The organism is Methyloceanibacter stevinii, assembly GCF_001723355.1.
Lineage (GTDB): Bacteria > Pseudomonadota > Alphaproteobacteria > Rhizobiales > Methyloligellaceae > Methyloceanibacter > Methyloceanibacter stevinii.
This window is the reverse complement of sequence record NZ_LPWE01000011.1, coordinates 1-24,241: the sequence shown is the minus strand read 5'-3', so window position 1 is coordinate 24,241 and position 24,241 is coordinate 1. Positions and strand designations below refer to the sequence as shown.

Below are 24,241 nucleotides of genomic sequence, written 5' to 3'. Positions count from 1 at the left end.
CAGTCGTTGTCTTCCTCGTTCCGTGAACCTTAGCGTCAGGCCGTAGGACTTGCCAGCGCTAGAGCAGGCTCCCCTGAGAGCCGTCAGGGTTCGATTTGGCTTTTTTCTTGGCCTCGCCAGACGGTTTTGGTTTCGCCGCGGCAGGCTCACGTGCGGTGTCGCCCAACACCTGGGCACCGATATGGCCATCCGAGAACTGAATGTCGAGCGCTTCGCCTGCATGTACGGCCCCGGCACTGCGCACCATCGCGCCCTCCGCATCCCGGATAAGCGCAAACCCGCGCGCGAGGACGTTGTGATAGCCGAGCGTCCCCAAGAGCTTCGCCTGCGCATCGAGCCGCTGGCGCGCGCGATCCAGGCGGGCTTGGATCGCCCGCGTACGGTCCCGGTCGAGGCGCTTCAGCAGGTCGCGCGCCGTGGCGGCACGGCGGGCGACAAGCCCCGGCCGCAAAGCGGCCGCCGTGCGCGCGAGGACAGCCCGGTGGCTCTGGGTGTTCGCCCGCAAGGACTGAAGGAGACGGCCGCTCGCGGTGTCGAGCCGTTGGCGCGGCAGCCCAAGGATGGCTTCGCGGCGGGGCAGGCCTCGGGCTGAGGCGGTGACACGACTGCGCCAATGCTCCAGCGCCCGGCGCATCGTGCCGGCCATGCGCACGCCATAGGTCTGCACCGCGTTCAGAAGTTCAGAGCGAACCGGCACTGCGCGCTCGGCCGCCGCTGTCGGGGTCGGGGCCCGGTAGTCGGCCACAAGGTCGATCAAGGTCCAGTCCGTCTCCGTGCCTACGGCCGAGATCAGCGGGATTGCGCTCGCGGCCGCGGCCCGCACGACGATCTCCTCGTTGAAGCCCCAAAGATCTTCCAGGCTGCCGCCGCCCCGCGCCACGATGATGAGGTCCGGGATGATGCCTTCCGTGGCGGCGCCGGCGTTGAAGCCGGCGATGGCCGCGGCCACTTCCGCCGCGCAGGTCTCCCCTTGCACCCGCACGGGCCACACGATCACATGCGAGGGAAAGCGGTCGCCGAGACGATGGAGAATGTCGCGGATGACGGCGCCCGTGGGCGAGGTCACCACCCCGATGACGTCCGGCAGGTAGGGCAGATCCTGTTTGCGCGCCTCGTCGAACAGGCCTTCGGCGGCAAGCTGTTTCTTGCGTTGCTCCAGCAGCGCCATAGCGCCCCCGCGCCGCCGGTCGAGATCCTCGATCACGATCTGATATTTCGACCCGCCGGGATAGGTCGTGATCTTGCCCTTGGCGACGATCTCCAGCCCTTCCTCGGGTTTGAATTTCAGCCGCGAGAACACGCCGCGCCAGACCACCGCTTCGATGGCCGCGTTCTCGTCCTTGAGCCGGAAATAGCAATGGCCGGAGGCATGGGGCCCGCGATAGCCAGAGACCTCGCCGCGCAGACGCACGTGGCCGTAGGCATCCTCGACCGTGCGCTTCAGCGCAAAAGCCAGCTCCGACACCGAGTATTCGGTGACGTTGGTCGGCTCAGGCTGTGGATTGCGGGGTGCCATTCGGGGCGTCTCTTTTTCATATTGTGCGCTCTCGTGCTAAGAGCGCCCGAAAAATTCATGAGGGCATACAATCTCGACAAGCATCGGACAAGCAAGGCCGCGACTGAAATAGGAGCGGCAGACGAAGGGAGGAGACCATGGAGACTACCTTAAGAAGGGTTGGTGCGGTCATTCTCATTCTTGGTTTGTCTGCGGCGGGGGCGGGCTGCGATGACGCCGACTGGAAGGTGTTAGAAACAACTACTCAGTGGAATCGAATTGGAAAGTCTCAGGATCAATGGCTTGAGAAGAAGAGTGTGTTTGGTCCCTGGGACAAGGTGGCGCTGATTTTTGGCTATGCGGACGACTATGAGGGTTGCGTCGATGTGATTGAAGCTTTGGTTCAGAAGTATCCCGCGGCTCGCTATCGATGCGTATCGGCAAACTGATTAAGGACTGAGTACCTTGGACAATCGAAGCGTACTTCTCATCGGTGGCGGCGGGCGCGAGCATGCGCTGGCCTGGAAACTGGCGCAGAGCCCTCTCCTCGACTCGCTCTATTGCGCGCCCGGAAATGCGGGCATCGCAGAGACCGCCGAGTGCGTGGATCTCGACGTGAGCGATCATGCTGCGGTTGCGGCCTTTTGCGCGGACAAGCAGATCGGGCTGGTGGTCATCGGCCCCGAGGCGCCGCTGGTGGCCGGACTTGGGGACGATCTGGAAGCACAAGGCATCCCTGTATTCGGCCCGTCCAAGGCGGCATCGGCGCTGGAGGGCTCGAAAGGCTTCACCAAGGATTTGTGCACCGAATATGGCATCCCGACCGCCGCCTACGGGCGCTTCACGGATGCCGCCTCCGCCAAAACCTATCTCGCGGAGCAGAAGCTGCCGATCGTGATCAAGGCGGATGGTCTTGCTGCCGGCAAAGGCGTCGTCATAGCGGAGAGCCGGGACGATGCCGAGGCCGCCATCGACGCCTGCTTCGAGGGCGCTTTCGGCGACGCTGGCGCGGAAGCGGTCGTCGAAGAGTTTCTGAGCGGCGAAGAGGCGAGCTTCTTCGCCCTTGTCGATGGCGACACTGCGCTGCCGCTCGCAACCGCCCAGGACCACAAGCGCGTCCATGACGGCGACCAGGGCCCGAACACGGGCGGCATGGGCGCCTATTCGCCGGCGCCCATCATGACCGAGGCCCTGTGTGCCCGGACCATGGAGAGAATCATTCTGCCGACCGTCGCGGCCATGAAGGCGCGCGGGACGCCGTTCAAGGGCGTGCTCTATGCCGGGCTGATGATCGAGAACGGCGCGCCCAAGCTCATCGAATACAATGTGCGCTTCGGGGACCCGGAGGCACAGCCGCTGATGATGCGGCTCAAGTCGGATCTCCTGCCCGCACTGCTGGCGACCGCGCAAGGGCAGCTCGCAGGTGTGACGCTGGAGTGGGAGAGCGACGCGGCGCTCTGCGTGGTGATGGCGGCGAAAGGCTATCCCGGCGCTACGACAAGGGCACCGAGATCAAAGGCCTCGAGCGGGCCGGCACCGCTCCGCGCACCGCGATCTTTCATGCGGGCACCGCGCGCGACGGGACACCGGCTTCTCGCGACCGGCGGCCGCGTGCTCGGCGTGACGGCGCTGGGCGACGATATCGCGCAGGCGCAAGCCCGCGCCTATGAAGCGGTGGATGCGGTCGACTGGCCCGGCGGGTTCTGCCGCAGCGATATCGGCTGGCGCGCGGTGAAACGCGGCGTCTGAGGCTTCGTCCGTCGGCGGCGCATTAGGGAGAAATTCACCCTAACGGCCTAGGAAAGGCGTCAGGCACCGTTTCGCCCATCTTTTGTCACCGGAAAATGTTGTGTTTTCGCGATGGCGTCACTATCTCCAAGACAAGCTAAGCCGCAGCCAGCACCTGAGATTCGCACGATGACTTTCGACCCGCCCATTTCCAAGAAGACCGTGTCCGGCGTTGTGGGCGTCGTTGCGATCCTTTTCTATCTGTGGCTGCTGACTTGGTCCGCCCCCGCAAATGCGATGGGCGGCGTGATCGCAGGCCCCGAAGCGCCCGGCGTCAACGTCCATCAGGTCAAGAGAATCTTCAAACGCGACCGCACGCCCGTTTACCCGTATTCGGCCAAGGGTCCGGGCCGCAGGGGCTGGTCGTCCTATATCGGCTTCGTGCCCTATAGCTGGGGCAACGTCGAGAACGAGGCGATCCAGCGCAACCAGTATCCCATGCGTTATTGGCCGCACAATCAGAACGCCCCGCTCCCGCGCCCCTATCGCTAGCCGCTAGCGCTCGCCGCACTCCCTCATCGTCAATCGCTTCGCCCGCGTTCTTCCGGAACGCTCAACGGCGCGCGGCGAAGAAATCCCGCAGCAGCGACGACGACGCCGTCTCGCCAATGCCCCCGTAGATTTCGGGAGCATGGTGGCAAGTGGGCTGGCTGAAGAAGCGCGGGCCGTGCTCCACGGCGCCGCCCTTGGGATCGCCGGCTCCGAAATAAAGACGCCGGATGCGGGCGAAGGAGATCGCGCCCGCGCACATGGCGCAGGGCTCGAGCGTCACGTAGAGATCGCAGTCGATCAGCCTCTCGCTGCCAAGCGCCGCGGCCGCGGCCCGGAGAGCGAGAATTTCCGCATGGGCCGTGGGATCGCGCAGCTCCAGCGTGCGATTGCCCGTCCGCGCCAGCACCGACCCGTTCGCATCGGCAACGACCGCTCCGACCGGCACTTCGCCGCGATCGGCTGCGGCGCGGGCCTCGTCCAGCGCCAAATCCATCGGGGTCGATTTGGAGGCCGATTGGGAGCGCTTGCCGGAAGCGCCATCTTCTGCAAGCTTCGCCGTCATGAAAACCAAGGTGAACGAACGGGCGACCCGCGGTCAAGCGTCGCGAAAACGGGCGCGCACGCGCCCCGCCCCACCCAAGCGCGAGCTGGAACCGATGCGCATCGCCAAGGCGATTGCCCATGCCGGGCTTTGCTCCCGGCGCGACGCGGAGAAGTGGATCGAGGCCGGCCGGGTCTGCGTCAACGGCACGGTCCTGACGACACCCGCTCATGTGGTGAGCGGGGAAGACACAATCCTGGTTGACGGGGATCCCCTTCCCTCCCTGCACGCGCCGCGCCTGTGGCGGTACAACAAGCCCAAGGGCCTCGTCACGAGCCACAAGGATCCGGAAGGCCGGCCGACCGTTTTCGCCAACCTGCCCGACACGCTGCCCCGCGTGGTGTCGGTCGGACGCCTCGACATCAACACCGAGGGCCTGCTCCTGCTGACCACCGACGGGAATTTGGCGCGCCATCTGGAGCTTCCGAGCACGGGCTGGGTCCGGCGCTATCGCGTGCGTGCTCACGGCCAAGTCAGCCAGCGCGCGCTCGACGCCTTGAAGGACGGCGTCACCATCGACGGCATCCGCTACGGGCCCATCGACGCCAAGATCGAACGGACCCAAGGCAGCAATGTGTGGCTGCTCATCGGGCTGCGCGAAGGCAAGAACCGCGAAGTCAAACGCATCGCCGCTCACCTGGGCCTCACCGTGACCCGGCTGATCCGCACCTCCTTCGGCCCCTTCTCCTTGGGCGATCTGCCGAGCGGGACGGTGGACGAGGTCAAACGCAAGGTGATCGCCGACCAACTCGGCCCCACGCTCGCCCGAGAACTCGGTGTGAAGAGCTGATGCGCATCGTCGCCGGACGCTTCAAGGGCAAGTCGCTCGATGCGCCCAAAGGCCTGAACACGCGCCCAACCTCGGACCGGGTCCGCGAGGCGCTGTTCAACGTCCTCACCCATGGCGCGCCGGAGATCTCGTTCGAGAGCACGCGCGTCCTCGACCTATTCTCGGGCTCGGGCGCGTTGGGTCTGGAGGCGGTTTCGCGCGGGGCCCGGTACTGCCTGTTCATCGAGGAAGACGCCGGCGCGCGCGGTACGATCCGCCGCAATGTGGAGGCGCTCGGGCTCACCGGCGTGACCAAGATCTGGCGGCGCGATGCGACCCGGCTCGGCCCCGTGGGCACGATGAGCCCGTTTGACTTGGTGTTCTGCGACCCGCCCTATGGCAAAGGATTGGGCGCAACCTCACTGCAGAGCGCCTTGGACGGCGGTTGGCTTGCGCCCAATGCCGTGGTCGTGCTGGAAGAACGGGCTGGAGAGCCGCCGAACTGGCCGGAAGGTCTGGTGGAGATCGACCGGCGCCGCTACGGCGACACCGAGATCGCGATCGCTCGATACGAGCGTTGAAGGAGAAGACGATGCGACTATGGGCATTCACCTGTCTCGGTTTGGTTCTCGCCGCCGCCTCGCCGAGCGGGGACACGTTCCAGACCGGCGATTGGCAGGGGCGCGCCAACTTCAATGGCGAAGGCGTCTTCACCGATTGCACAATTCTCATGCCCGATCCCGAGCAGACCACGGTCGGCTTCGTCATGACCCATAGCAGCGATCTGGGGATGATTGTCGCCGACCCGGTTCTCAAGCTGAAACCGGGCGAGCAGAAACCTACGCTGGTCCACGTGGAAGGGATCGACTCGGTCGCGGCGATGGCCGACGTCGTGGCGGACAACGGCGTCCTCATTCCTATCGAGAGCGGCAGCCCGCTGGCGCGCGCCATCAGCGAGGGCAAGGAGTTTCGCGTCAATCTCCCGGAGAAGGAGTTTGTGCTTCAGCGCCCAAAGACGGGCGAAGCTCTAGAGGCCCTGAAGTCCTGCGTCGAGAGCCATCGCGGCAAGGATCGCGTCGAGCTCTGAGAGACGCCTAGCGGCGCTGGAACAGCTTTTCGATGTCGGTGAGCTTCAGCTCAACATAGGTGGGGCGCCCGTGATTGCACTGGCCGGAGAACGGCGTCTTCTCCATGTCCCGCAGCAGCGCGTTCATCTCCTCCGGCGATAGGCGCCGTCCGGCGCGAACGCTGCCATGGCAGGCCATGGTGGAAAGGACATGATCGAGCCGGTCGCGCAAGACCTCCGCACCGCTCCCGTCTTCGGCTTCCATGAGGAGCCCCGCAAGATCGGTGAGGAGCGTCCGCGTATCGCAGGCGCCGAGCAAAGCCGGCACTTCCCGGACGGCCAGCGCTTGCGGCCCGAAACTCTCGATGACGAGACCGAACCGCTCCAGCTCGTCCACGGCGCCGAGCAGACTGTCCGATGGCTCGGGCGCCAGTTCCACGATGTCGGGGATCAACAGCATCTGCCGTGCCACGCCGCCATTGTCGAGCGCAGTTTTCAGGCGCTCATAGACCAGCCGCTCATGGGCGGCGTGTTGATCGACAATGACGAGCGCATCGCCCGTTTGCGCGATGATGAAGGTGTCCTGGATCTGGGCGCGCGCGGCGCCGAGCGGGTACGCATCCGTGGGTTCCCTCGATCGCCGTGGTCCCGCGCATGTCCGCCGAGGGCGCCGCGACACCTCCGAGCGGCGCCTGAGCCTGGTCATTGAAGCCCGCCCGACCGGGCGCCGGGTAGGAGACTCTTTGCGCACCGGCATAGGCCTGCGGCCCGCTCTGATAGACGCGCGGTCCGGTGTCCTCGATGGGCGAGACGTATTCGGCCGGGCGCATGCGCTGCAAGGCTCATGAGCCAGACTGCCCGTCGCCCGGTGTCCCGCCTCGCCCAGAGCCTCCCGCACGGCCCCGATCAACAGCGACCGCATGCCGTTGGCGTCGCGAAACCGCAGCTCCGTCTTGGCCGGGTGCACGTTCACGTCGACCTCCTCGGGCGGCATGTCCACGAACAGCGCGACCATGGGGTAGCGGCCGCGCGGCACGAGATCCCCGTAGGCCGCCCGGACCGTGCCGGCGATCAGGCGGTCGCGCACGGGGCGCCCGTTGACCACGAGATAGATGCTGAGCCCGTTCGGACGGTGGAGCGTCGGCAGGCCCGCGTACCCCTCGACCCTGACAGTGCCCCGGGTGGCAGACACCGGGAGAGCGTCGTCCACGAACTCGGCGCCCAGGATACGCCCGAGACGGGCCAAGCCATGGTCGAGAAGCCCCGGCGGGCTGGCCTCCAGCCGCAGCGTGGTGCGCTCGCCGTTGGAGAGCGAGAACGCGATCTCCGAATGTGCCATGGCCAGGCGCTTCACCGCATCGGTAATGGCGGTGGTCTCGGCCCGCTCGGTCTTCATGAATTTCAGGCGGGCTGGCGTGGCGTAGAAGAGATCGCGCACCTCGACATCGGTGCCGGTGGAACGCGCTGCGGGCTTGAGCGGCGCCTTGCGGCCGCCGTCGACCTCGATGCTGAACGCCTCACCTGCGTCCCGGGCCCGGCTGGTGATACGGAGCCTGGCCACGGCGCGATGGACGGCAGCGCTTCGCCCCGGAAAACCGAGCGTCATGATGTGGGAGAGATCCTCGCCCTTGAGCTTGGACGTAGCATGGCGCTCGACGGCGAGATCCAGGTCGCCCGCGCTCATACCCGCGCCGTCATCGGCCACCCGGATGAGCTGAAGCCCGCCCCCGCTCACGGTCACGTCGATGCGGGACGCTCCCGCATCGATCGCGTTTTCCACCAATTCCTTGACGACGCTTGCGGGCCGCTCGACCACCTCACCCGCGGCAATGCGATTGATGAGATTCGGCGGCAGCTGACGAATGGCCATGCCTTGTCTCTCGTGCCCTGAACCGATTGCCCCGGCCCGACGCGCTGCGCGTCAGTGCCGGGCGGTCTCACCTTACCCGATTCTGTGGCCGGGAAAGCCCGGCGGGCAGACAGCCCAGCCGGGCAGCAGCCTAGCCTGGCGCGCCTTCGGTGACGGGTTCCTCGACGGGCTGGCCCACGATCGTGGTGATGAGCTGATCCGCGGCGAGCAAGCGGCCTGCGACGCGCTTGATATCGTCAAGCGTCACCGCCTCGATCAGCGCGTTGCGCTTGGTGACATAGTCGATGCCGAGATCCTCGATCTGAATCCACAGGAGCTGATTGGCGATGCTCGACGAGGACTCGAACCGCAAGGCGTAGGCGCCCGTAAGATAGGATTTGGCCGCATCGAGCTGGTCCTCGGTCAGACCGTTCTCCGCAACGTCTTCCAACTCGTCCTGAATCACTTTCAGGGACTGACCGACGGCCTCGTTCTTCGTCGCGACATTGCCGACAAAGACCGACCCATGCTGATAGGGGAAGAGGTTGGACGTCACCGAATAGGCGAGCCCGCGCTTCTCGCGGACCTCCTCCATCAGCCGCGATGAAAAACCGCCGCCGCCGATGATGTAGTTCAGGATGTAAGCCGGGATGAAGTCGTCGTCGTGCCGCGCGATACCGCGGAAACCGAACTGCGCGAAGGACTGCGGAACATTCATCTTGATGACTTCGCGCGCGGGGCCGAGCGGCGGCTCGGCGTCCGCCACGTCACGCAGGTCGGCCTTCTCGGGGAGGCCGCCGAACAGGGTGTCCAAGGCCTTGCCGAGTTCCTCGGGCGTGATGTCGCCGACAGCAGAAACGACGAGCTTGTCCCGCGCGAAGACGCGATGAACATAGTCGTGGAGGTCGTCGTCCGTGATCGCGCTGATCGATTCAGGCGAGCCCTTGACGGGACGGCCATAGGGATGGTCGCGGAAAGCCAGGCGATCCCAGGCAATGGAGGCGACCGTGGCAGGGTCGTTCTCGTCGTATTTGAGCCCAGCCAGGATCTGCGCCTTCACACGTGCCGTCGCGCTTTCGTCGAAGCGCGGCTCCGTCATGGCGAGACGGGCCAGTTCAAACACTTCGTCCTTGTTTTCGGTCAGGGTTTGCAGCGAGCCCAGCATGACGTCGCGGCTGGCATCGAAATCCAACTGCATCGCCAAGGATTCCGAACGCTCCTGGAACGCGGTCGCGTCGAGTTCGCCCGCGCCCTCGTCCATCATTGAGGTTACGAAATAGGCCTGCCCCTCTTTCCCGGGCGCATCTTGGGCCGCTCCGCCGAAAAAGGCGAAGCGGATCGAGATCAGCGGATTGACGTGGCTCTCTACAAGCCAGGCCTTGATTCCGCCCGGGCTCGTGACTTCTTGGATACTCATCGTATGTCCTTGAGCGGTCTCTTTGGCCAATGGCGCCGCGGAGTCGGGCAGCGCCTTCTGGGCCATCGCGGAGGGAGCAAGAAACATCTGTGCCGCGACGGCGAGACACAGGCCAAACACCGCCAGCGAGGTGCGGACCGTAACCGGCATCTTATGACTTGTCCTTGGTAGCCGCAGGTACCGGCTTTTCCTGCACCTTGCTCGTGTGTTCCGGCGCGGGCTTGAGGATGCCCGTCACCGAATTCTCGTCCAAGAGGTGGTCCACCGCCGCCTTGCGGACGTCGTCGGTCGTGACCGCCTTGATCCGGTTCGGCCAGTCCTCCACGTCCTCGACATCGAGCCCCACCGCCAGACGCCAGCCATACTGTCGGGCCATGCGCGAGATGGAGTCCGAGTTGTAGACGTACTCGGCCAGGAGCGCGGCGCGCGCTCGATCGAGTTCTTCCTGGGTCACGCCATTGGCGCGAACGTCTTCGATGACTGCGTCGATCGCGGCTTCCATCTCCTCGGGCGTGTCATTGTCGCCGGCGATCGCGTAGAAGCCGATACGCCCGGAGTCGAGGCCCGATTCCGAGTACCAGCCACCCGCCGAGGCCGCGGCCTCCTTGTCGACGACCAGGCTCTTGTAGATACGGCCCGTGCTGCCATGCGCCATGATCCGGGCAAGAAGCTCGAGGGCTTCAGCCTCGCCGGGCTTCCCGGTGGTGTAGCTCGGCGCGATGTATAGCCGCTGAACGGTCGTACGGCCGGCACGAGGGTCCTCGAGCGTAACGGTGACCGACGCATCATGCTTGGGCTCGGCGGGACGCTCGCGCTTTGTCAGATCACCATGCGCCGGAACCTTGCCGAAGGTCTCTTCGGCGAGGGCCCGCACTTCGTCGGGCTCAACGTCGCCGGCGACGACCAAGACTGCATTGTCAGGCGCATAGAACCGGTCGTAGAACGCGAACGCATCTTCCCGGTTGAGCTTCGCGATCTCGTGCTCCCAGCCGATGACCGGAATGCCATAGGGGTGATTGCGGTAGAGGGCGGCCATCATCTGCTCTTGCAGGAGGCTGCTCGGATCGTTGTCGACCCGGGAGCGCCGCTCCTCGAGAATCACGTTGCGCTCGGTGTTCACATCGTTTTCGGTCAGACGCAGGTTCTTCATGCGGTCGGCCTCCATCTCCATCACGGAGGCAAGTCGATCCTTGGCGACGCGCTGAAAATAGGCCGTTACGTCCTGACTGGTGAAGGCATTGTCGTCCCCACCCTTGCGGGCAATGATCTTCGAGAACTGGCCTGCCGGGATGGTCTCGGTGCCCTTGAACATCAAATGCTCGAGGAAATGAGCGATGCCGGATACGCCGTAGGGTTCGTCGGCGGCGCCGACCTTGTACCAGATCATCTGGGTGACGACCGGGGCACGGTGGTCCGGGATGACGACCACGTCGAGCCCGTTCTCCAACTTGAATTCGAAGGCTTTCTTCCCGGGCTTCTGCGGCGAGGCCGCCGGCACGGGTGCTTGTCGGCCTCAGCGGTAAGGGTAGCAACTGGCATGGATAGGCTCACCAGGGTTATGACCAAACCGGCCCGGAAGAGGGACGCGGCGATCCAGTGTTCGAACATTCATCGCACCTTTAGCGGAGGGCTAGAGGAAGTGACGCCAAGCGAGCGCCACGGCACTCGTGACGCCTTGTGGGCGCTACCCTAACATGTGGGACGCCCGATCCGTCGATTCAAACAAGTCTAGCCGTCACCGCGCGGTGGCCAAACTTACAGATTCGCAAGGTTTCCGGGTAATTGAGCTGCGATCTTGACCCACCCGCGGACCGCTCCGCGGGGCGGCGCCAGCTAGTACAGGCCCCGTTGGGTGCCTGAACCGCTCTTGTAGCTGCTGGGCGTCTTCGGCTCGAAGGCCTGCCTGTTCTGGTCGGGGAGCGGCGCCTCCGCCTGGTGCGGCGTGATCGGCTGACCGCTCGTAGCGACGGTCGACCTCGATCCCGGGATGGCATCCGATGCATCCGGCTCCGGCACGTCGGGAACCGGTTCCTCGATCCTCTTCTTCTTGCCGCCCTGGAAGAGCTTGTCGATAAGGGTCTCTTTGCCCGCGTAGGCGTTCAGCGGCTCGGCGGCAGCCTCCGCCTCGGCAACCACGGCCTTCTGCTGCTCGACCTCACGCACCCGGACCTTTTCCGGATCGTCCGGCCAATCCTGGCGGGCCGCGGCGATAGAGCGGTTCTCGGTCGGGGCGGGAAGACTTCGGGTGTTCGGCGGCACCATGAGAGGGGCCCGCGCGCTCATCGTGGGGTCGACCTTCGGACCGCCGACCTTGCCGGATAGGCCGGCGTAGTCGAAGACTTTGCCTTCGAGCTCGACGCCGCCGCAGCCGCCAAGGAGCGCCGCGCAGGCAAGCATTGCCGCGATCGTTCCAAGCCGGCGTCCGGCATTTATGGCTGTGACGTGCCCCAAGAGTCCCCTCAAATCCCCAAAAATCCGGATTTGTTTACATTTTAGAGGGGTTTCCGGCCTTTTTGTGACCCCCGAAGAGCGAGTCATACAGGAGTCCGACCACCCCGGCAACGATGGCTACATCGGCGATATTAAAGATGTACCACTGAAAGCCGAAGGCGTGGAGCGAGTAGAAGTCCGCCACGGCGCCGTGCACGGCCCGATCGATGGCATTTCCGGCCGCCCCGCCGACGATGAGCCCGATGGCAACGGCCGTCAGGCCCGTCGATATCCGGGCGAGCCAGGCGATCAAGGCCAAGCTCACGACAATAGCGAACGCGACGAGCGCCAGACGCCCGAGCAGCTCATCCTGCTGGAGCAGCCCATAGCTTATGCCCTTGTTCCACACGAGGATCAGATCGAAGAACGGCGTGACCTCGACGGGCTGCTTGGTGCCGATGTCGTAGACATAGAGCATCCACAGCTTGTTCCCCTGGTCCGCCACCAGCGTCGCCAAGGCCACGAGAAGCCCGAGCGGCGAATAGGGTCCCCAGAACCAGTGACGAAGCATGCCGCTACCCCGCCTGCCCGGCGCGCCGGTCGTACTGGCGAACGGCCTCGGCATCGCGGGGCGACAAGGTCGGGAACTCGGGATCGGCCCCGACCTCGGGAAGGACTTTCCACGACCGCGCGCATTTGTTGCCTTCGGCGCGTGCGAAGACCACCGCCACGGCGGGTACATCCTCGAGCCGGAAGGCGTCCGCCGGCCCCTCGCCGGGAACGAGGCGCGCCCCACTGGTGATCGCGATTTCGGCCAGGTCGAGCCCCTCGAGCGCGCCGCGCAAATCCTCGCCGGCGACATAGACGACCGGCGCGGCCTCCAGGCTCGAGCCGATGCGCCGCTCGCGCCGTTCGACCTCGAGCGCGCCCGTCACGGTGCGCCGGATCTGCCGCACCTTCCGCCACTTCTCGCGAAGCCCTGCGTCATCCCACTCGTGCGGCACGTCGGGGAAGTCGCGCAAATGAACCGACCCCTTGTCGTGCGGGTAGCGCGTCAGCCAGGCCTCCTCCATGGTGAAGCACAGCATGGGTGCAAGCCAGGCCGTGAGCGCGGCGAAGAGCCGGTCCATGACCGTAAGCGCCGCGCGCCGCGTGAGGCTGTCGTGCGGATCGCAATAAAGCGCGTCCTTGCGGATGTCCAAATAGAACGCCGACAGATCGTTGACGCAGAAATTCAGCAGCGCGTGGAAGACGCGTTTGAAGTCGTAGACGATGTAGCCTTCACGCACCATCGCATCGAGTTCGGCGATACGGGCAAGCATGTAGCGCTCGAGTTCGGGCATCTCGTCATAGGCGACGGTGAGATCGTCGTGATAATGCGCGAGGTTGCCGAGCAGGAAGCGCAGCGTGTTCCGCAGGCGGCGATACGAATCAACGTTCGCCTTGAGGATGTCCGGCCCGATGCGCAAGTCATCCGCATAATCGGAGCTCATGGCCCACAGCCGAAGGATCTCCGCACCCGATTGCTCGATGACTTTTTGCGGTGAGACCACGTTGCCGAGCGACTTCGACATCTTGCGTCCATCCTCGTCGTTGACGAAGCCATGGGTGAGCACTTCGTCGAACGGCGCGCGGCCGCGCGTACCGCAGCCCTCCAGAAGCGAGGACTGGAACCAGCCGCGGTGCTGGTCCGACCCTTCTAGATAGAGCGACGCCGGCCATTTCAGATCCGGGCGCTGTTCCAGCACGAAGGCATGGGTGGACCCGGAGTCGAACCAGACGTCGAGAATGTCACCGACCTTCTCCCAGGCGTCCGGATCGTCCACGAGACCATCCAGGAAGCGGTCTTTCGCCCCTTCTACAAACCAGGCATCCGCGCCCTCGGCCGCGAAGGCCGCGGCGATGCGGTCGATCAACTCGCCGGACGCGTTGAAGTCCCGGCGCGGGATGACCTCGCCGGTCTCCTTGTGCACGAACACGGTGATGGGGACGCCCCAGGCACGCTGACGCGAGACCACCCAATCGGGACGCGTCTCGACCATGCCCTTGATGCGTTTCTCCCCTTGCGGCGGCACGAAGCGCGTCGCCTCGATCGCGTCCATGGCACGGGCGCGCAGGCTGTCGCCGGCCTCGAAGTCCTTGTCCATGGCGATGAACCATTGTGGCGTCGCGCGGAAGATGATGGGCTTCTTGGACCGCCAGGAATGCGGATAATCGTGCTTGTAACGGGCGCGGGCCAGCAGCGCCTTCGCCTCGATGAGCGCACGGATGACGGTTTCGTTGGCGTCGCCGAACTTGCCCTTGTCGTCGACCACGCGCTTGCCCTCGAAGCGCGGCGCGTCCTTGGTGAAGAAGCCGGCCTCGTCGACCGTGAAGGGGATCGTCTTGTCGATGTTCCGGTCGCGCAGGAGCCCTTCGCTTTCGACCCATATGTTGTAGTCGTCCGCGCCATGACCGGGCGCGGTGTGCACGAAGCCGGTACCCGCATCCTCGGTGACGTGATCGCCCGCGAGCAGCGGCACCTTGAACCGGTAAGCGCCCTCGTCGCGTAATGGATGCGCGCACATGATCTGACTGAGCATCGCGGCCGTCACGTCGCCGGTCCGGTTCCAGCCCTCGATACGGGCTGCGGTCTTGACGGTCTCGGCAAGCGCATCGGCCAGGATCAGCCGCTCGCCGACCTTGGCCCAATTGTCTTCCGGCGCCTGGGTGATCTCGTAGAGGCCGTACGAAATGGCCGGCGAATAGGAGACCGCCCGGTTGCCGGGAATCGTCCACGGCGTCGTCGTCCAGATCACCACCGAGGCATGCTGCAAGTATGTGGGGTTCGGATTGTCGTCGGTCGCGAACATCACCGGGAACTTCACGTAGATCGCCGGGCTCTCGATCTCCTGATACTCGACTTCGGCTTCCGCGAGAGCCGTGCGTTCCACCACGGACCACATCACGGGCTTGGAGCCGCGATACAGGAGTCCATTCATGGCGAACTTCATCAGCTCGCGCGCGATGGTGGACTCGGCCTTGTAGTTCATCGTCGTGTACGGATCGTCCCAGTCACCCTCGATACCGAGGCGCTTGAACTCGTCGCGCTGCACGTCCAGCCAATGCTCCGCATAGGCGCGGCATTCGCGGCGAAAGGCGACGATGGCTTCGGAGTCGGTGAAGTCCGGCTTGGCCTTGCCCTTGGACCGATACTTCTCCTCCTCGACCTTCCATTCGATGGGAAGCCGTGACAGTCCCAGCCAGGCACATAGTTGGCGTCCTTGCCCATCATGGATTGGGAGCGGCAGATCACGTCCTTCAGGATCTTGTTGAGCGCATGCCCGATATGAAGATGGCCGTTCGCGTACGGCGGGCCGTCATGCAGCACGAATTTTTCTTGGGTCTGGCCCTTCTCGCGTAGCCGCCCGTAAAGGCCCATCTCGGCCCAGCGCTGCAGCAGCTCCGGCTCGCGCTTCGGCAGGCCTGCCTTCATCGGAAACTCGGTCTTGGGCAGGAATAGCGTCTCGCTCCAGTCCCGCTCCGTTTGCGGCTGCACCGGTCTCGGTGCCGCTTCGTGTGCGGGGGGCGTTGTGGTGTCCGTCATCTCAGTCTTTTTCGCGATCGTCTTTGGCTTGGCCGCCTTGCGGGGCGCCGTTGTTGTTTTGGCCGTTGTCTTCTTCGGCGCGGCGGCCTTCTTGGGCGCGGCGGCCTTCTTCGGCGCGACCGCCTTCTTGGGAGCCGTGGCCTTCGCGTCCACGCGGGTCTTCGTCACGCGCTTCTTCGCGGTCTTCTTCACCGCTTTTTTCGGCACGGCTTTCTTGGCAGTGGTCTTCTTCGCCGTAGTCTTCTTAGCCGCGACCTTCTTGGCGACGGGTCTCTTCGTGCTCGGCTTCTTCGCAACAGTCTTCTTTGGTGATGCCTTCTTCGCCGACACCTTCTTGGCGACCGTCTTTTTCGCGCTCGTCTTCCGTGCCGCCTTTTTCGCAACAGTCTTTTTCGGCGCTGCCTTCCTCACGGTCTTCTTCGTCGTCTTCTTTGCCGAGACCTTCTTGGCCACAGCCTTCTTCGGCGCGGCTTTTTTCGTGGTGCGCTTCTTGGTGACGGTCTTCTTGGCCACGCTCTTTTTGGCGACGGTCGTTTTCGCGGTCTTCTTCACCACTTTCTTCGGCGCAGCCTTCTTTGCAGGCGCCTTCCTGGCTGCCGGCTTGCGCTTCGGCGCAGCCGCGGTCTTCGCCTTGGACGCCGGCTTCTTCGCCGTGCTGATTGTCCTGCCCGCCGTCTTGGTCTTCTTCTTGCGTGCGGGGCTGGCGGCGCTCTTACGCTTGGGAGCGCTCTTGCCGCTCTTCGACTTGGTGACCATGATTTCTATGTCCGCCCGTGTTGGATCGCGGAAGGCGCGATTCGAGTTGCGAGGCGTTCTAGCAACCGGGCTAGCTACAATCCAGTGCCCGCGTGGCAAGAGCGGCCCCGAGCGGGAATTGCCGCATGGGATCGGCGGCGCGACGCTCGCCAGCACGGCCCGCACGGCTTCGCAGTCCTTGTCCATCTGCGCCGCCAATGCCTCACCGTCGGGGAAGGCCTGGTCGGGGCGAATGAAGTCGATGAATTCCACCTCGATAGTCTGATCGTAGAGGTCGCCGGAGAAGTCGAACAGGAAGGCCTCGAGCGCAGGCTCGCCGGCGCAAACGTGGGACGCGGTCCCACATAGCCCGCCGCGTCGTGCCGCCCGCCTGCATGGTGCACACGCATGGCGTAAATGCCGTGGCAGACGTCCTGGCCGGGCAACAGCTTGAAATTTACGGTCGGGAAGCCAAGCCCTTGCCCGCGCCCGGCGCCATGGGCAACCGAGCCCCGTGCCCGCCACCAATAGCCGAGCTGCTCGGCGGCTTCCCGTATCCGCCCCTTGGATAGATGCTCCCGGATCGCGCTGGAGGCGAAGACCGTCCTACCCTCGAGCTGGACCGGCTCCACCACGTCGACGCCATAGCCGGCGGCTTCGCCCGTGGCGGCAAGATGCGTGACCGTGCCGGTTCGGCCTTTGCCGTAGACGAAGTCGTAGCCCACCACGACGTGGCGGGCGCCGAACGCCTCACCGAGGATATCGGTGGCGAACGCATCGGCTGACAGATCGGCCAGTGGGCGGTCGAAGGGCAGAACGAACGCGACATCGAGGCCCAGGGCCTCGAGCAATTCCAGCTTCACGGGTAAGGGCGTCAGCCTGAAGAACGGCCGGCCCGGCGCGAAGAATTCGCGCGGGTGCGGTTCGAAGATCACCGCTCCGGTCTTTCTGCCCTCGGCCGCCGCTATCGCCTTGGCCACACCGAGAACCGCCTGGTGTCCGCGATGGACACCGTCGAAATTTCCGATGGCCAGGACCGCGCCTTTCTGGTCCGGCGGTGCTTCCCGCCAGGAGCGGACGATGTCCATCGGAAATCCTTCCGGTTCGAACGGAACTAGTCGTCCGTGGGGCGGCGGGAGACCATCAGCAGCGCCTCTCCGGTGAGAACGGGCCGGCCGTTGGCCTCGCAGACACAATCGAAGGAGACACGCCCCTTCTCCATGTCGACCGCGGTCACCTTGCATGTGGCGATGAGTTCATCGCCGATGAAGACGGGACCTTTGAATTTCATGGTCTGGGACATGTATATGCAGCCCGGCCCCGGCAGTTTGGTGCCCAGCACCGTGGAGAATAGCGAACCGGTCAGAAAGCCGTGCGCGATGCGCTTCTTGAACACGGTCCCGGCCGCGAACTCCTCGTTGAGGTGGACGGGATTGATGTCGCCGGAGAGTTCCGCAAACGCCGTGATGTCCTCGTTCGTCACGGTCTTGGAGACGCTGGCCTCCATGCCGGGCGACAGATCTTCCAGATAGTAGCCGTGGTCGAGGCTCATGCGTGTACTCCCTGCGGTTTTGGTGTTCTTAAGAGGGGCGCAAAATAGCGAAGCCCTTGCGGCGCCGCAACAAGTCTCGCCCGGCCGCTTCTCTTCCAGAAAACATCATGCAGAACAATGGATTAAGGTTTTGTTAACCATGTTCCATAGCCTTGGTCGCGGCAGACGGAGGATGGCCATGCCACTCGATTTCAATATGCCCGTGCTCGTCGTCGACGACTACAGCACAATGCTCCGGATCATCCGCAACTTCCTCGCACAACTCGGTTTTGCAGATGTGGACGGCGCCGATGACGGCAGCGCGGCACTGCAAATGATGCACGAAAAGAACTACGGGCTCGTCATCTCGGACTGGAACATGGCCCCGATGACAGGCTACGAACTCTTACGCGAGGTGCGCGCGGATGGCGGCCTCTCCCGCACGCCGTTCATCATGGTTACGGCGGACGGGTCGCGCGAACATGAGGCGCAGGCGAAACAGGCTGGCGTCAGCGACTATATGCTAAAGCCATTCAATGCAGTTACGCTCAGGTCGAAGATCGAAACCGCGTTCAACGGCTGACCGTGGGGCCGGCCAGAGGACGCGCCTACCACCGCAGACCGTGCGTGGCGGCGATCGGCGGGCTCGGTTCCTCCGCAAAGAGCCCTTCCAGGTGCTCGGCATCCAGCAATCCTACACTCTCATCCGGCGCATGCAGCTTGCTCGCGACGAAAACGGACGGCACACCGAACGCGCCCGCCCCGACAATGTCGGTCTTGGCACCGTCGCCGATCGCGAGGACGTCCGACTTCGAGATGGTTTCGCCGCGCGCGCGGCAATCTTCGAAGCGGTCTCGAACGCAGATCGTAGACCGGCCGGTGCGGCTTCCCGGCATAGACGACATCGCCGCCGAGGCTCTCGTAAGCTGCGGCCAGCGCGCCGGCACAGTAGATGAGCCGGTTGCCGCTCTCGACCTTGTGGTCGGGGTTGGCGCAGATCATCGGCACATCGCGGGCCGCAAGGCTCGTCAGCAGATCCACATAATCTTCGGGCGTTTCGACCTGATCGTCGAACAAGCCTGAGCACACGATCAGCTCCGCGTCCGGACGGGTCAGCGTGACATCTGCTTCATGGAAGATCGGTAGATCGCGCTCAGGGCCGAGATGGAACACGCGCGCGCCCTTGTGCTTGGCGAGCTCATGGCGCGTCAGATCGCCCGACGACACGGTAGCGTCATAAGCCTCGTCCGGCACGCCGATCAGGCGAAGCTGGGCCTGGAGGTCCGGGCTCGGCCGTGGAGAATTGGACAGCAAGATGACCACACCGCCCTGCTCGCGAAATGCGCACGTCGCGGCCGAGGCATCGGGAAAGGCATCGCGCCCGTTGTGCATGACGCCCCAGATATCGACGAACCAAACCCGGCGGCTGCCGCCGATCTCGCGGATGGACTCGATGACGGGAATTTTCAAGGAAGCTTCCATGGCGCTCGGTTAGAGGCTCGCGCGCCGCCGGTCAAGGACAGTGGATGCGGCCTGTCGAAGCGCTACGTCCGGCGCGCTGGCGGTGATAGGATCGTGCCGACGATACGACCGGAGTTCTTCACGTGAAGATCGCTAGGAGGAGACTATGTTCCGACTGAATGGGATGGTCCTGATTGGAGGACTTGCCACACTCGCAATCGCTGGCGGACCGGCCTTGGCCCTGCCCACCCACGATCTGAAGGCCCCGTCCTTGGTCCTGCCCGTCCAGGATGAGGAAGACATGGAGGTCCAACGGGACCTGGAGCCCGACGAGGTCCCCACGACGAAATCCGGCGGCGAGATGATGCCCCCGCCAGACCGCGCGGAAACCAAGAGCAGCGGCGGCAATGTGGAAGACGAGGAGCTACAGCGCGACCTCGAGACGGGCGACTAGACCGGTCGTACTCGGTCGGGCGCGCGTTGCCGGCGGTCGGATGTCTGAGACTGGCTTAACCCGCGCCCACGCCTGACAGCTCGCGCGAGAGCGCCGCGTTCATCGGCTCGGCCTCGGCGAAGAGGTGGCCCTGCGCCAGCTCGATGCCATGGTCGAGGAGGCGCGCCACGTCGCCCTCTTTCTCGACCTTTTCGATGATCAGCGTGATGCCGGCCGCGTCGAGGCGCCGCTTGAGGTCTGCCGCATTGCGTCCCGGCCCGCCCAGAAACTCCGCCGCGCTCACTTTGGCGAAGCGGAAATTGCGGTCGCCCAGTCCGTCGAAGCCAGTTTCCAGATCGACCACGTTGTCGAGGCAGAAGCCGAATCCCAACGCGCCGAGCGTATCGAGGCAGCCGAGCTCACTGTCGTTCAGCCCCTGCATCTCGGCGTTGCTGATCTCCAAAATCAAACTGTCGCTGAGGCCGGCGTTCTCCTCCATGAACTCGATGAGTTCCGGGAAATAATCGGGATCGAGCAGGGAGTGCATGGAAATGTTGGCGAACACGCCCTCGATCGGCGCATTGGGGCCAAGGCGCCGCAGCACCTGGACCGCGCGGACGACGAGCACGTTGTCGATCAGCGGCATCAACGCAGACCGTTTGGCCACAGGCATGTAGTCGCGCGGCATCACGATCTCGCCGTCGCTCTTGCGAATGCGGGTCAGCCCTTCGAAATAGCGCACCTTGCGCCCCGGCAGGGTGACGGTGGGTTGGAGGTACAGATCCACCCGCCCCTGCTCGATACCCTCGCGAATGATTTCGAGCATCGCGTTGTCGTCGTCGTCATCGAAGTCATATGCCAAATCGTCGGCCAACTCCTCGAACGACTCTTCGGGTTCGGGCTCTGGCTCCGGCTCGATTATGGGTTCGGGTTGTGCCGCCGCCAGCGCCGCAGCGAGAATGGCCTCTTCCCGGCCCACTTCCCGTTCCTCGTCGCCGCTGTCCTCATCCTCGGCGTCCTCGAGGGCGGGCTGCGCGTCAGCGCTCTCTTCCGGCTCGGGCTGGAGATCCTCCTGCGGCTCAGGCTCGAAGACGAGGTCGATTTCCTCTTCGTCAATCTCTTCGAAATCGGGTTCGGAGTCCTCGATCAGTTCCGGCTCGGGCTCCTCGAAGAATTCCGGCTCGGGCTCGATCACGGGTTCTGGTTCTTCGACGGGTTCCGGCTCGAACACAGCGGCTGACTCGCGTTCGATCTCCGCTTCGGCGTCGGCGGCAGTGAGCGCCGCCATGGCCGGCGCAGAGCTGGCCGGCGCAGGGCTGCTCGCGGGCGCCGCCGCGGAAGCGCGACCGACCAACTGGGCGATCAGCGTTTCCAGAGCACCCAGATCGTTGGCGATCTTCTGGCGTTGGGCGCGGCTCTCGTTCGTGACCTCTGCGCGGACCGCCTCGATCCGGTCGTAGACGTGCTGAAGATCCACCGACAGCCCTTCTGACCCGGCAGCGCCGACCGCGCCGCTCGCCACGTGCTGATCGAGACGTTCAACTTTGTCATGCAAGGCATGAAGACGGTTCATCCCGTCTTCGACGCGGTCGAGCCGCTGCAGATCGATGTCGATCACTTCGAGCGCTTGCTCGAGATCGTCGAGGCGGTCGCCACCACCGCCACCGCCGCCGGCGCGTCCAACCCGGAGGAACGTCGTCGCCATCACCAAGAACAGAGCGATGGCCCCGATGAGAACCGGTAGCAGCGGCAGTCCCGCCTGCATGGTCAAACCGGCGCCGAATGCGGCCGCCGTTATGGCCATGGCCACGAGAACAATCACGTCAAGCATCGCGAGCCCTCCTGAAGCGGCACGTGGTACCGTCAAGACCTGCTCCAATGGACGGCGTTCCCATGAATTCATGGCCTCGCCGTTCCAAATGGTCCTGGCTTGTCGCGCCGCCCCTCGCTTTCGAAATCATGGGCGACAGGCTATTGCAAAGCAACATCAAATTGGCTGTGCACGTCCTGTGATAGCAATCTTGCGGCGCAAGGCCAAGGTGCACGCCCAAGCGCGCGCCGCATCGATCAATGCGACGGTGCGTCACTCGCCCATCAATAAAGTGTGTTGCAACGTGTGATGCGCCGCTGCCGTGCGCGACTAGATTGCCGGCATCTGTCCATTTCGCCCAGGAACCCGCCATGTCTCGCGCTTCTCACATCGCCGCCGCCGCAGTCGCACTTGCGCTGCTGTCCTCACCGAGCGTCGTCATACCGAATGCTTTGGCCGAACCCGGTCCCGCCGATCTCGTCGACGCGTTGAACAAGGCTTTCGGCAAGTACCCGCATAAGCGGGCGGCCCACCCCAAGGGCCTTTGCGTCTCGGGCGACTTCAACCCGACAGAGAATGCCCCAGAGCTCACCAAGGCGCCGCAATTTGCGAAATCCGTCCCGGTGATCGGCCGGTTCTCGCTCGCAGGTGGCAACCCGAAGGCCCCCGACAACGACAAGGGCAATCCCAAGGGCCTCGCGCTGCGCTTCGACCTCGGCGACGGCGCCAACACGGACCTGGTGATGATTTCGGCCCCAGTGTTCGTCGCGAACACGCCGCAGTCCTTCTTCGACCTCCTGACCGCGAAAGCGAGCGGCGATGCGGACAAGGTGGAGGCGTATTTCGCCGCGCACCCGGAATCGAAGAACCAGGGCACCTGGCTCAAGGAACGGCTCGTCCCGGCAAGCTACGCCGGCGTCAACTATTGGGGCGTCCACGCCTTCACCCTGACCAACGCCGATGGCAAAGAGACGCTTGCCAAGTTCAAACTCCTGCCGCTGGCCGGCGAGGACGGCCTCACCGACGAGCAAGCCGAAGCCAAAGGACAGGACTTCCTGGCGGGCGAGCTCAAGGCACGCCTCGAAAAGGCCCCGGCCGAGTTCGCACTCGTGGCCATTATCGGCCAGGATGGCGACGTTACCGACGATGCCACCGCGCTCTGGGACGAGGAGCACCGGGACAAGATCGCGCTGGGGCGGCTGACGATCGACGCTGTCGAACCGGACGGCACCTGCGACGCGTTCTCGTTTCTGCCCTCAAACGTCGCCGACGGAGTGGCGGGGCCGACCGACGATCCGATCTTCGCGATACGCTCGCCGGCCTATATCGTTTCCTTCACGCGCCGGGTCGCGCCCTGACGTCCGTCGCTCACTGGAGGCGCTACGCCCCGTGTTTGCGACGACCGCGTGCCTTGACGCCTCGGGGAGGCCTGCGTACAAGCGGGTTATTGGCACTCGGGAGGCCTGAGTGCCAAGCATCGGAGTTCCAGCAAATAGGAGCGTATATCCATGAAATTCCGTCCCCTGCACGACCGTGTCGTGGTCAAGCGGCTCGAGGAAGAGCAGAAGACCAAAGGCGGGATCATCATTCCGGACACCGCGGCCGAGAAGCCGCAGACTGGCAAAGTCGTCTCCGTGGGCCCCGCGTCCTCGGCGAGGACGGCAAGGTTCAGCCGCTCGGCGTTAGGCCGGCGATAAGGTCCTGTTCGGCAAATGGTCCGGCACCGAGGTCAAGATCGATGGCGACGAACTCCTCATCATGAAGGAGTCCGACATCATGGGCGTCCTCGGCTAGGCACGTCCCCAAACTTATCGAAACCGATTCCCCCCTGCGCCCGCGTGAAGAGCGGCGCCGTGGAGTCTCAATCCACAACGGAGAATAGTTCAATGGCAGCAAAAGACGTTGTATTTGCCGCCGAAGCCCGTGAGCGCATGCTCAAGGGCGTCGACGTGCTTGCCAACGCCGTGAAGGTGACGCTCGGTCCGAAGGGCCGCAACGTCATCATCGACAAGTCGTTCGGTGCCCCGCGCACCACGAAGGACGGCGTCACCGTGGCCAAGGAGATCGAGCTTGAGGACAAGTTCGAGAACATGGGCGCGCAGATGCTCAAAGAGGTCGCGTCCAAGACCAACGAGACCGCGGGCGACGGCACCACGACGGCGACCGTCCTGGCACAGGCGATCGTGCGCGAAGGCCTGAAGGCCGTGGCCGCCGGCATGAACCCGATGGACCTGAAGCGCGGCATCGACAAGGCCGTTACCGAGGTTATCGGGACCATACAGAAGCAGTCGAAGGAAGTTTCAGGCTCCGCCGAAATCGCACAGGTCGGCACGATCTCGGCCAATGGCGAGAAGTCCATCGGCGACATGATCGCTCAGGCCATGAAGAAGGTCGGCAATGAGGGCGTGATCACCGTCGAGGAAGCCAAGAGCCTCGATTCCGAGCTCGAGGTCGTCGAGGGCATGCAGTTCGACCGCGGCTATATTTCGCCCTACTTCGTCACCAATGCCGAGAAGATGACGACGGAACTCGAGAACCCCTACATCCTCATTTACGAAAAGAAGCTGTCGGGCCTGCAGGCCATGCTGCCGCTGCTCGAGTCGGTCGTGCAGTCGGGCCGCCCGCTGCTCATCATCGCCGAGGACGTGGAAGGCGAGGCACTTGCCACGCTCGTGGTCAACAAGCTGCGCGGCGGCCTGAAGGTCGCGGCGGTGAAGGCGCCTGGCTTCGGCGATCGCCGCAAGGCCATGCTGCAGGACATCGCGGTCCTGACCGGCG

The 24,241-nt window shown here is 64.5% G+C and carries 21 protein-coding genes and 3 pseudogenes; 11 read left to right on the top strand and 13 right to left on the bottom strand.

Annotated features, from left to right (window positions below; all coding sequences use genetic code 11):
* Positions 1-58: 58 nt before the first annotated feature.
* A complete protein-coding gene (xseA, locus tag AUC70_RS06805) occupies positions 59-1,516 on the bottom strand; it encodes an exodeoxyribonuclease VII large subunit (protein WP_069444187.1) in 1,458 nt (485 codons plus the stop codon).
* A gap of 137 nt (positions 1,517-1,653) precedes the next feature.
* On the opposite strand from xseA, the gene AUC70_RS06800 reads away from it, so the two are divergent.
* The 3 genes from AUC70_RS06800 (at position 1,654) to AUC70_RS06790 (ending at position 3,775) form a co-directional block, all read left to right on the top strand.
* Positions 1,654-1,944 carry a hypothetical protein gene (locus AUC70_RS06800; RefSeq protein ID WP_069444186.1) on the top strand — a complete coding sequence of 97 codons (291 nt, stop codon included), beginning with the start codon at positions 1,654-1,656 and terminating at the stop codon, positions 1,942-1,944.
* Positions 1,945-1,960: 16 nt separating this feature from the next.
* A complete protein-coding gene (gene purD / locus AUC70_RS06795; RefSeq protein WP_244505536.1) occupies positions 1,961-3,244 on the top strand; it encodes a phosphoribosylamine--glycine ligase in 1,284 nt (427 codons plus the stop codon).
* A gap of 168 nt (positions 3,245-3,412) precedes the next feature.
* Positions 3,413-3,775, top strand: a complete 363-nt coding sequence (locus AUC70_RS06790; RefSeq protein WP_069444185.1) for a hypothetical protein — start codon at positions 3,413-3,415, stop codon at positions 3,773-3,775.
* A gap of 61 nt (positions 3,776-3,836) precedes the next feature.
* Here the strand turns inward: AUC70_RS06790 and AUC70_RS06785 are convergent, their stop codons facing one another.
* Complete coding sequence (locus AUC70_RS06785; RefSeq protein ID WP_069444583.1) at positions 3,837-4,268, bottom strand: nucleoside deaminase; 432 nt, start codon at positions 4,266-4,268, stop codon at positions 3,837-3,839.
* Between the two features lie 67 nt (positions 4,269-4,335).
* Between AUC70_RS06785 and AUC70_RS06780 the strand changes: the two genes are divergently transcribed.
* The 3 genes from AUC70_RS06780 to AUC70_RS06770 are packed head-to-tail and all read left to right on the top strand — an operon-like array spanning position 4,336 to position 6,232.
* Complete coding sequence (locus tag AUC70_RS06780; protein ID WP_069444184.1) at positions 4,336-5,166, top strand: pseudouridine synthase; 831 nt, start codon at positions 4,336-4,338, stop codon at positions 5,164-5,166.
* Entirely contained in the window at positions 5,166-5,726 is a 561-nt protein-coding gene (gene rsmD / locus AUC70_RS06775; RefSeq protein WP_069444183.1) for a 16S rRNA (guanine(966)-N(2))-methyltransferase RsmD, read from the top strand. The genes AUC70_RS06780 and rsmD overlap by 1 nt, the downstream gene beginning before the upstream one ends.
* A gap of 11 nt (positions 5,727-5,737) precedes the next feature.
* Positions 5,738-6,232: a hypothetical protein gene (locus AUC70_RS06770; protein WP_141702006.1), complete on the top strand. Its 495-nt coding sequence runs from the start codon at positions 5,738-5,740 to the stop codon at positions 6,230-6,232.
* 7 nt (positions 6,233-6,239) lie between these two features.
* Here AUC70_RS06770 and mutL read toward each other — a convergent pair whose 3' ends face one another.
* The 8 genes and pseudogenes from mutL to AUC70_RS06730 form a co-directional block, all read right to left on the bottom strand.
* Positions 6,240-8,081: a DNA mismatch repair endonuclease MutL gene (gene mutL, locus AUC70_RS06765; RefSeq protein WP_069444181.1), complete on the bottom strand. Its 1,842-nt coding sequence runs from the start codon at positions 8,079-8,081 to the stop codon at positions 6,240-6,242.
* Positions 8,082-8,211: 130 nt separating this feature from the next.
* Positions 8,212-9,627 (bottom strand): M16 family metallopeptidase, encoded by a 1,416-nt coding sequence (locus AUC70_RS06760; protein ID WP_069444180.1) that lies wholly within the window; start codon positions 9,625-9,627, stop codon positions 8,212-8,214.
* Between the two features lies 1 nt (position 9,628).
* Positions 9,629-10,975: a M16 family metallopeptidase gene (locus AUC70_RS06755; RefSeq protein ID WP_083241351.1), complete on the bottom strand. Its 1,347-nt coding sequence runs from the start codon at positions 10,973-10,975 to the stop codon at positions 9,629-9,631.
* Positions 10,976-11,310: 335 nt separating this feature from the next.
* Positions 11,311-11,928 (bottom strand): hypothetical protein, encoded by a 618-nt coding sequence (locus tag AUC70_RS06750; RefSeq protein ID WP_141702005.1) that lies wholly within the window; start codon positions 11,926-11,928, stop codon positions 11,311-11,313.
* Between the two features lie 34 nt (positions 11,929-11,962).
* Positions 11,963-12,478: a signal peptidase II gene (gene lspA / locus AUC70_RS06745; RefSeq protein WP_069444582.1), complete on the bottom strand. Its 516-nt coding sequence runs from the start codon at positions 12,476-12,478 to the stop codon at positions 11,963-11,965.
* Between the two features lie 4 nt (positions 12,479-12,482).
* Positions 12,483-15,493 (bottom strand): annotated as a pseudogene (gene ileS / locus AUC70_RS06740) (isoleucine--tRNA ligase).
* Positions 15,494-15,694: 201 nt separating this feature from the next.
* Positions 15,695-17,299 (bottom strand): annotated as a pseudogene (gene ribF, locus AUC70_RS18565) (bifunctional riboflavin kinase/FMN adenylyltransferase); the annotation flags it as partial.
* Between the two features lie 43 nt (positions 17,300-17,342).
* Positions 17,343-17,780 carry a MaoC family dehydratase gene (locus AUC70_RS06730; RefSeq protein ID WP_069444177.1) on the bottom strand — a complete coding sequence of 146 codons (438 nt, stop codon included), beginning with the start codon at positions 17,778-17,780 and terminating at the stop codon, positions 17,343-17,345.
* 178 nt (positions 17,781-17,958) lie between these two features.
* Between AUC70_RS06730 and AUC70_RS06725 the strand changes: the two genes are divergently transcribed.
* Positions 17,959-18,342 carry a response regulator gene (locus AUC70_RS06725; protein WP_069444581.1) on the top strand — a complete coding sequence of 128 codons (384 nt, stop codon included), beginning with the start codon at positions 17,959-17,961 and terminating at the stop codon, positions 18,340-18,342.
* A 25-nt stretch (positions 18,343-18,367) separates the two neighbouring features.
* On the opposite strand, the gene AUC70_RS17915 is transcribed toward AUC70_RS06725, so the two are convergent.
* Together AUC70_RS17915 and AUC70_RS06720 are read right to left on the bottom strand one after the other, a co-directional pair.
* Positions 18,368-18,529 carry a hypothetical protein gene (locus AUC70_RS17915; protein ID WP_244505566.1) on the bottom strand — a complete coding sequence of 54 codons (162 nt, stop codon included), beginning with the start codon at positions 18,527-18,529 and terminating at the stop codon, positions 18,368-18,370.
* Positions 18,462-19,229, bottom strand: a complete 768-nt coding sequence (locus AUC70_RS06720; protein ID WP_244505535.1) for a TIGR01459 family HAD-type hydrolase — start codon at positions 19,227-19,229, stop codon at positions 18,462-18,464. Before AUC70_RS06720 ends, AUC70_RS17915 begins: the two co-directional genes overlap by 68 nt.
* Positions 19,230-19,386: 157 nt before the next feature.
* Here AUC70_RS06720 and AUC70_RS06715 point away from each other — a divergent pair, with 157 nt between their 5' ends.
* Entirely contained in the window at positions 19,387-19,674 is a 288-nt protein-coding gene (locus tag AUC70_RS06715) for a hypothetical protein (RefSeq protein WP_069444176.1), read from the top strand.
* A gap of 55 nt (positions 19,675-19,729) precedes the next feature.
* On the opposite strand, the gene AUC70_RS06710 is transcribed toward AUC70_RS06715, so the two are convergent.
* Positions 19,730-21,484 carry an EAL domain-containing protein gene (locus tag AUC70_RS06710; RefSeq protein WP_069444175.1) on the bottom strand — a complete coding sequence of 585 codons (1,755 nt, stop codon included), beginning with the start codon at positions 21,482-21,484 and terminating at the stop codon, positions 19,730-19,732.
* A 350-nt stretch (positions 21,485-21,834) separates the two neighbouring features.
* On the opposite strand from AUC70_RS06710, the gene AUC70_RS06705 reads away from it, so the two are divergent.
* From AUC70_RS06705 to groEL, 3 genes and pseudogenes are all read left to right on the top strand, one after another.
* Complete coding sequence (locus AUC70_RS06705; RefSeq protein ID WP_069444174.1) at positions 21,835-22,821, top strand: catalase family peroxidase; 987 nt, start codon at positions 21,835-21,837, stop codon at positions 22,819-22,821.
* A 150-nt stretch (positions 22,822-22,971) separates the two neighbouring features.
* Positions 22,972-23,257, top strand: a pseudogene (locus AUC70_RS06700) (co-chaperone GroES).
* Between the two features lie 92 nt (positions 23,258-23,349).
* Positions 23,350-24,241, top strand: an 892-nt coding sequence (groEL, locus tag AUC70_RS06695) for a chaperonin GroEL (protein WP_141702003.1), incomplete at its 3' end; no start/stop codon positions are given.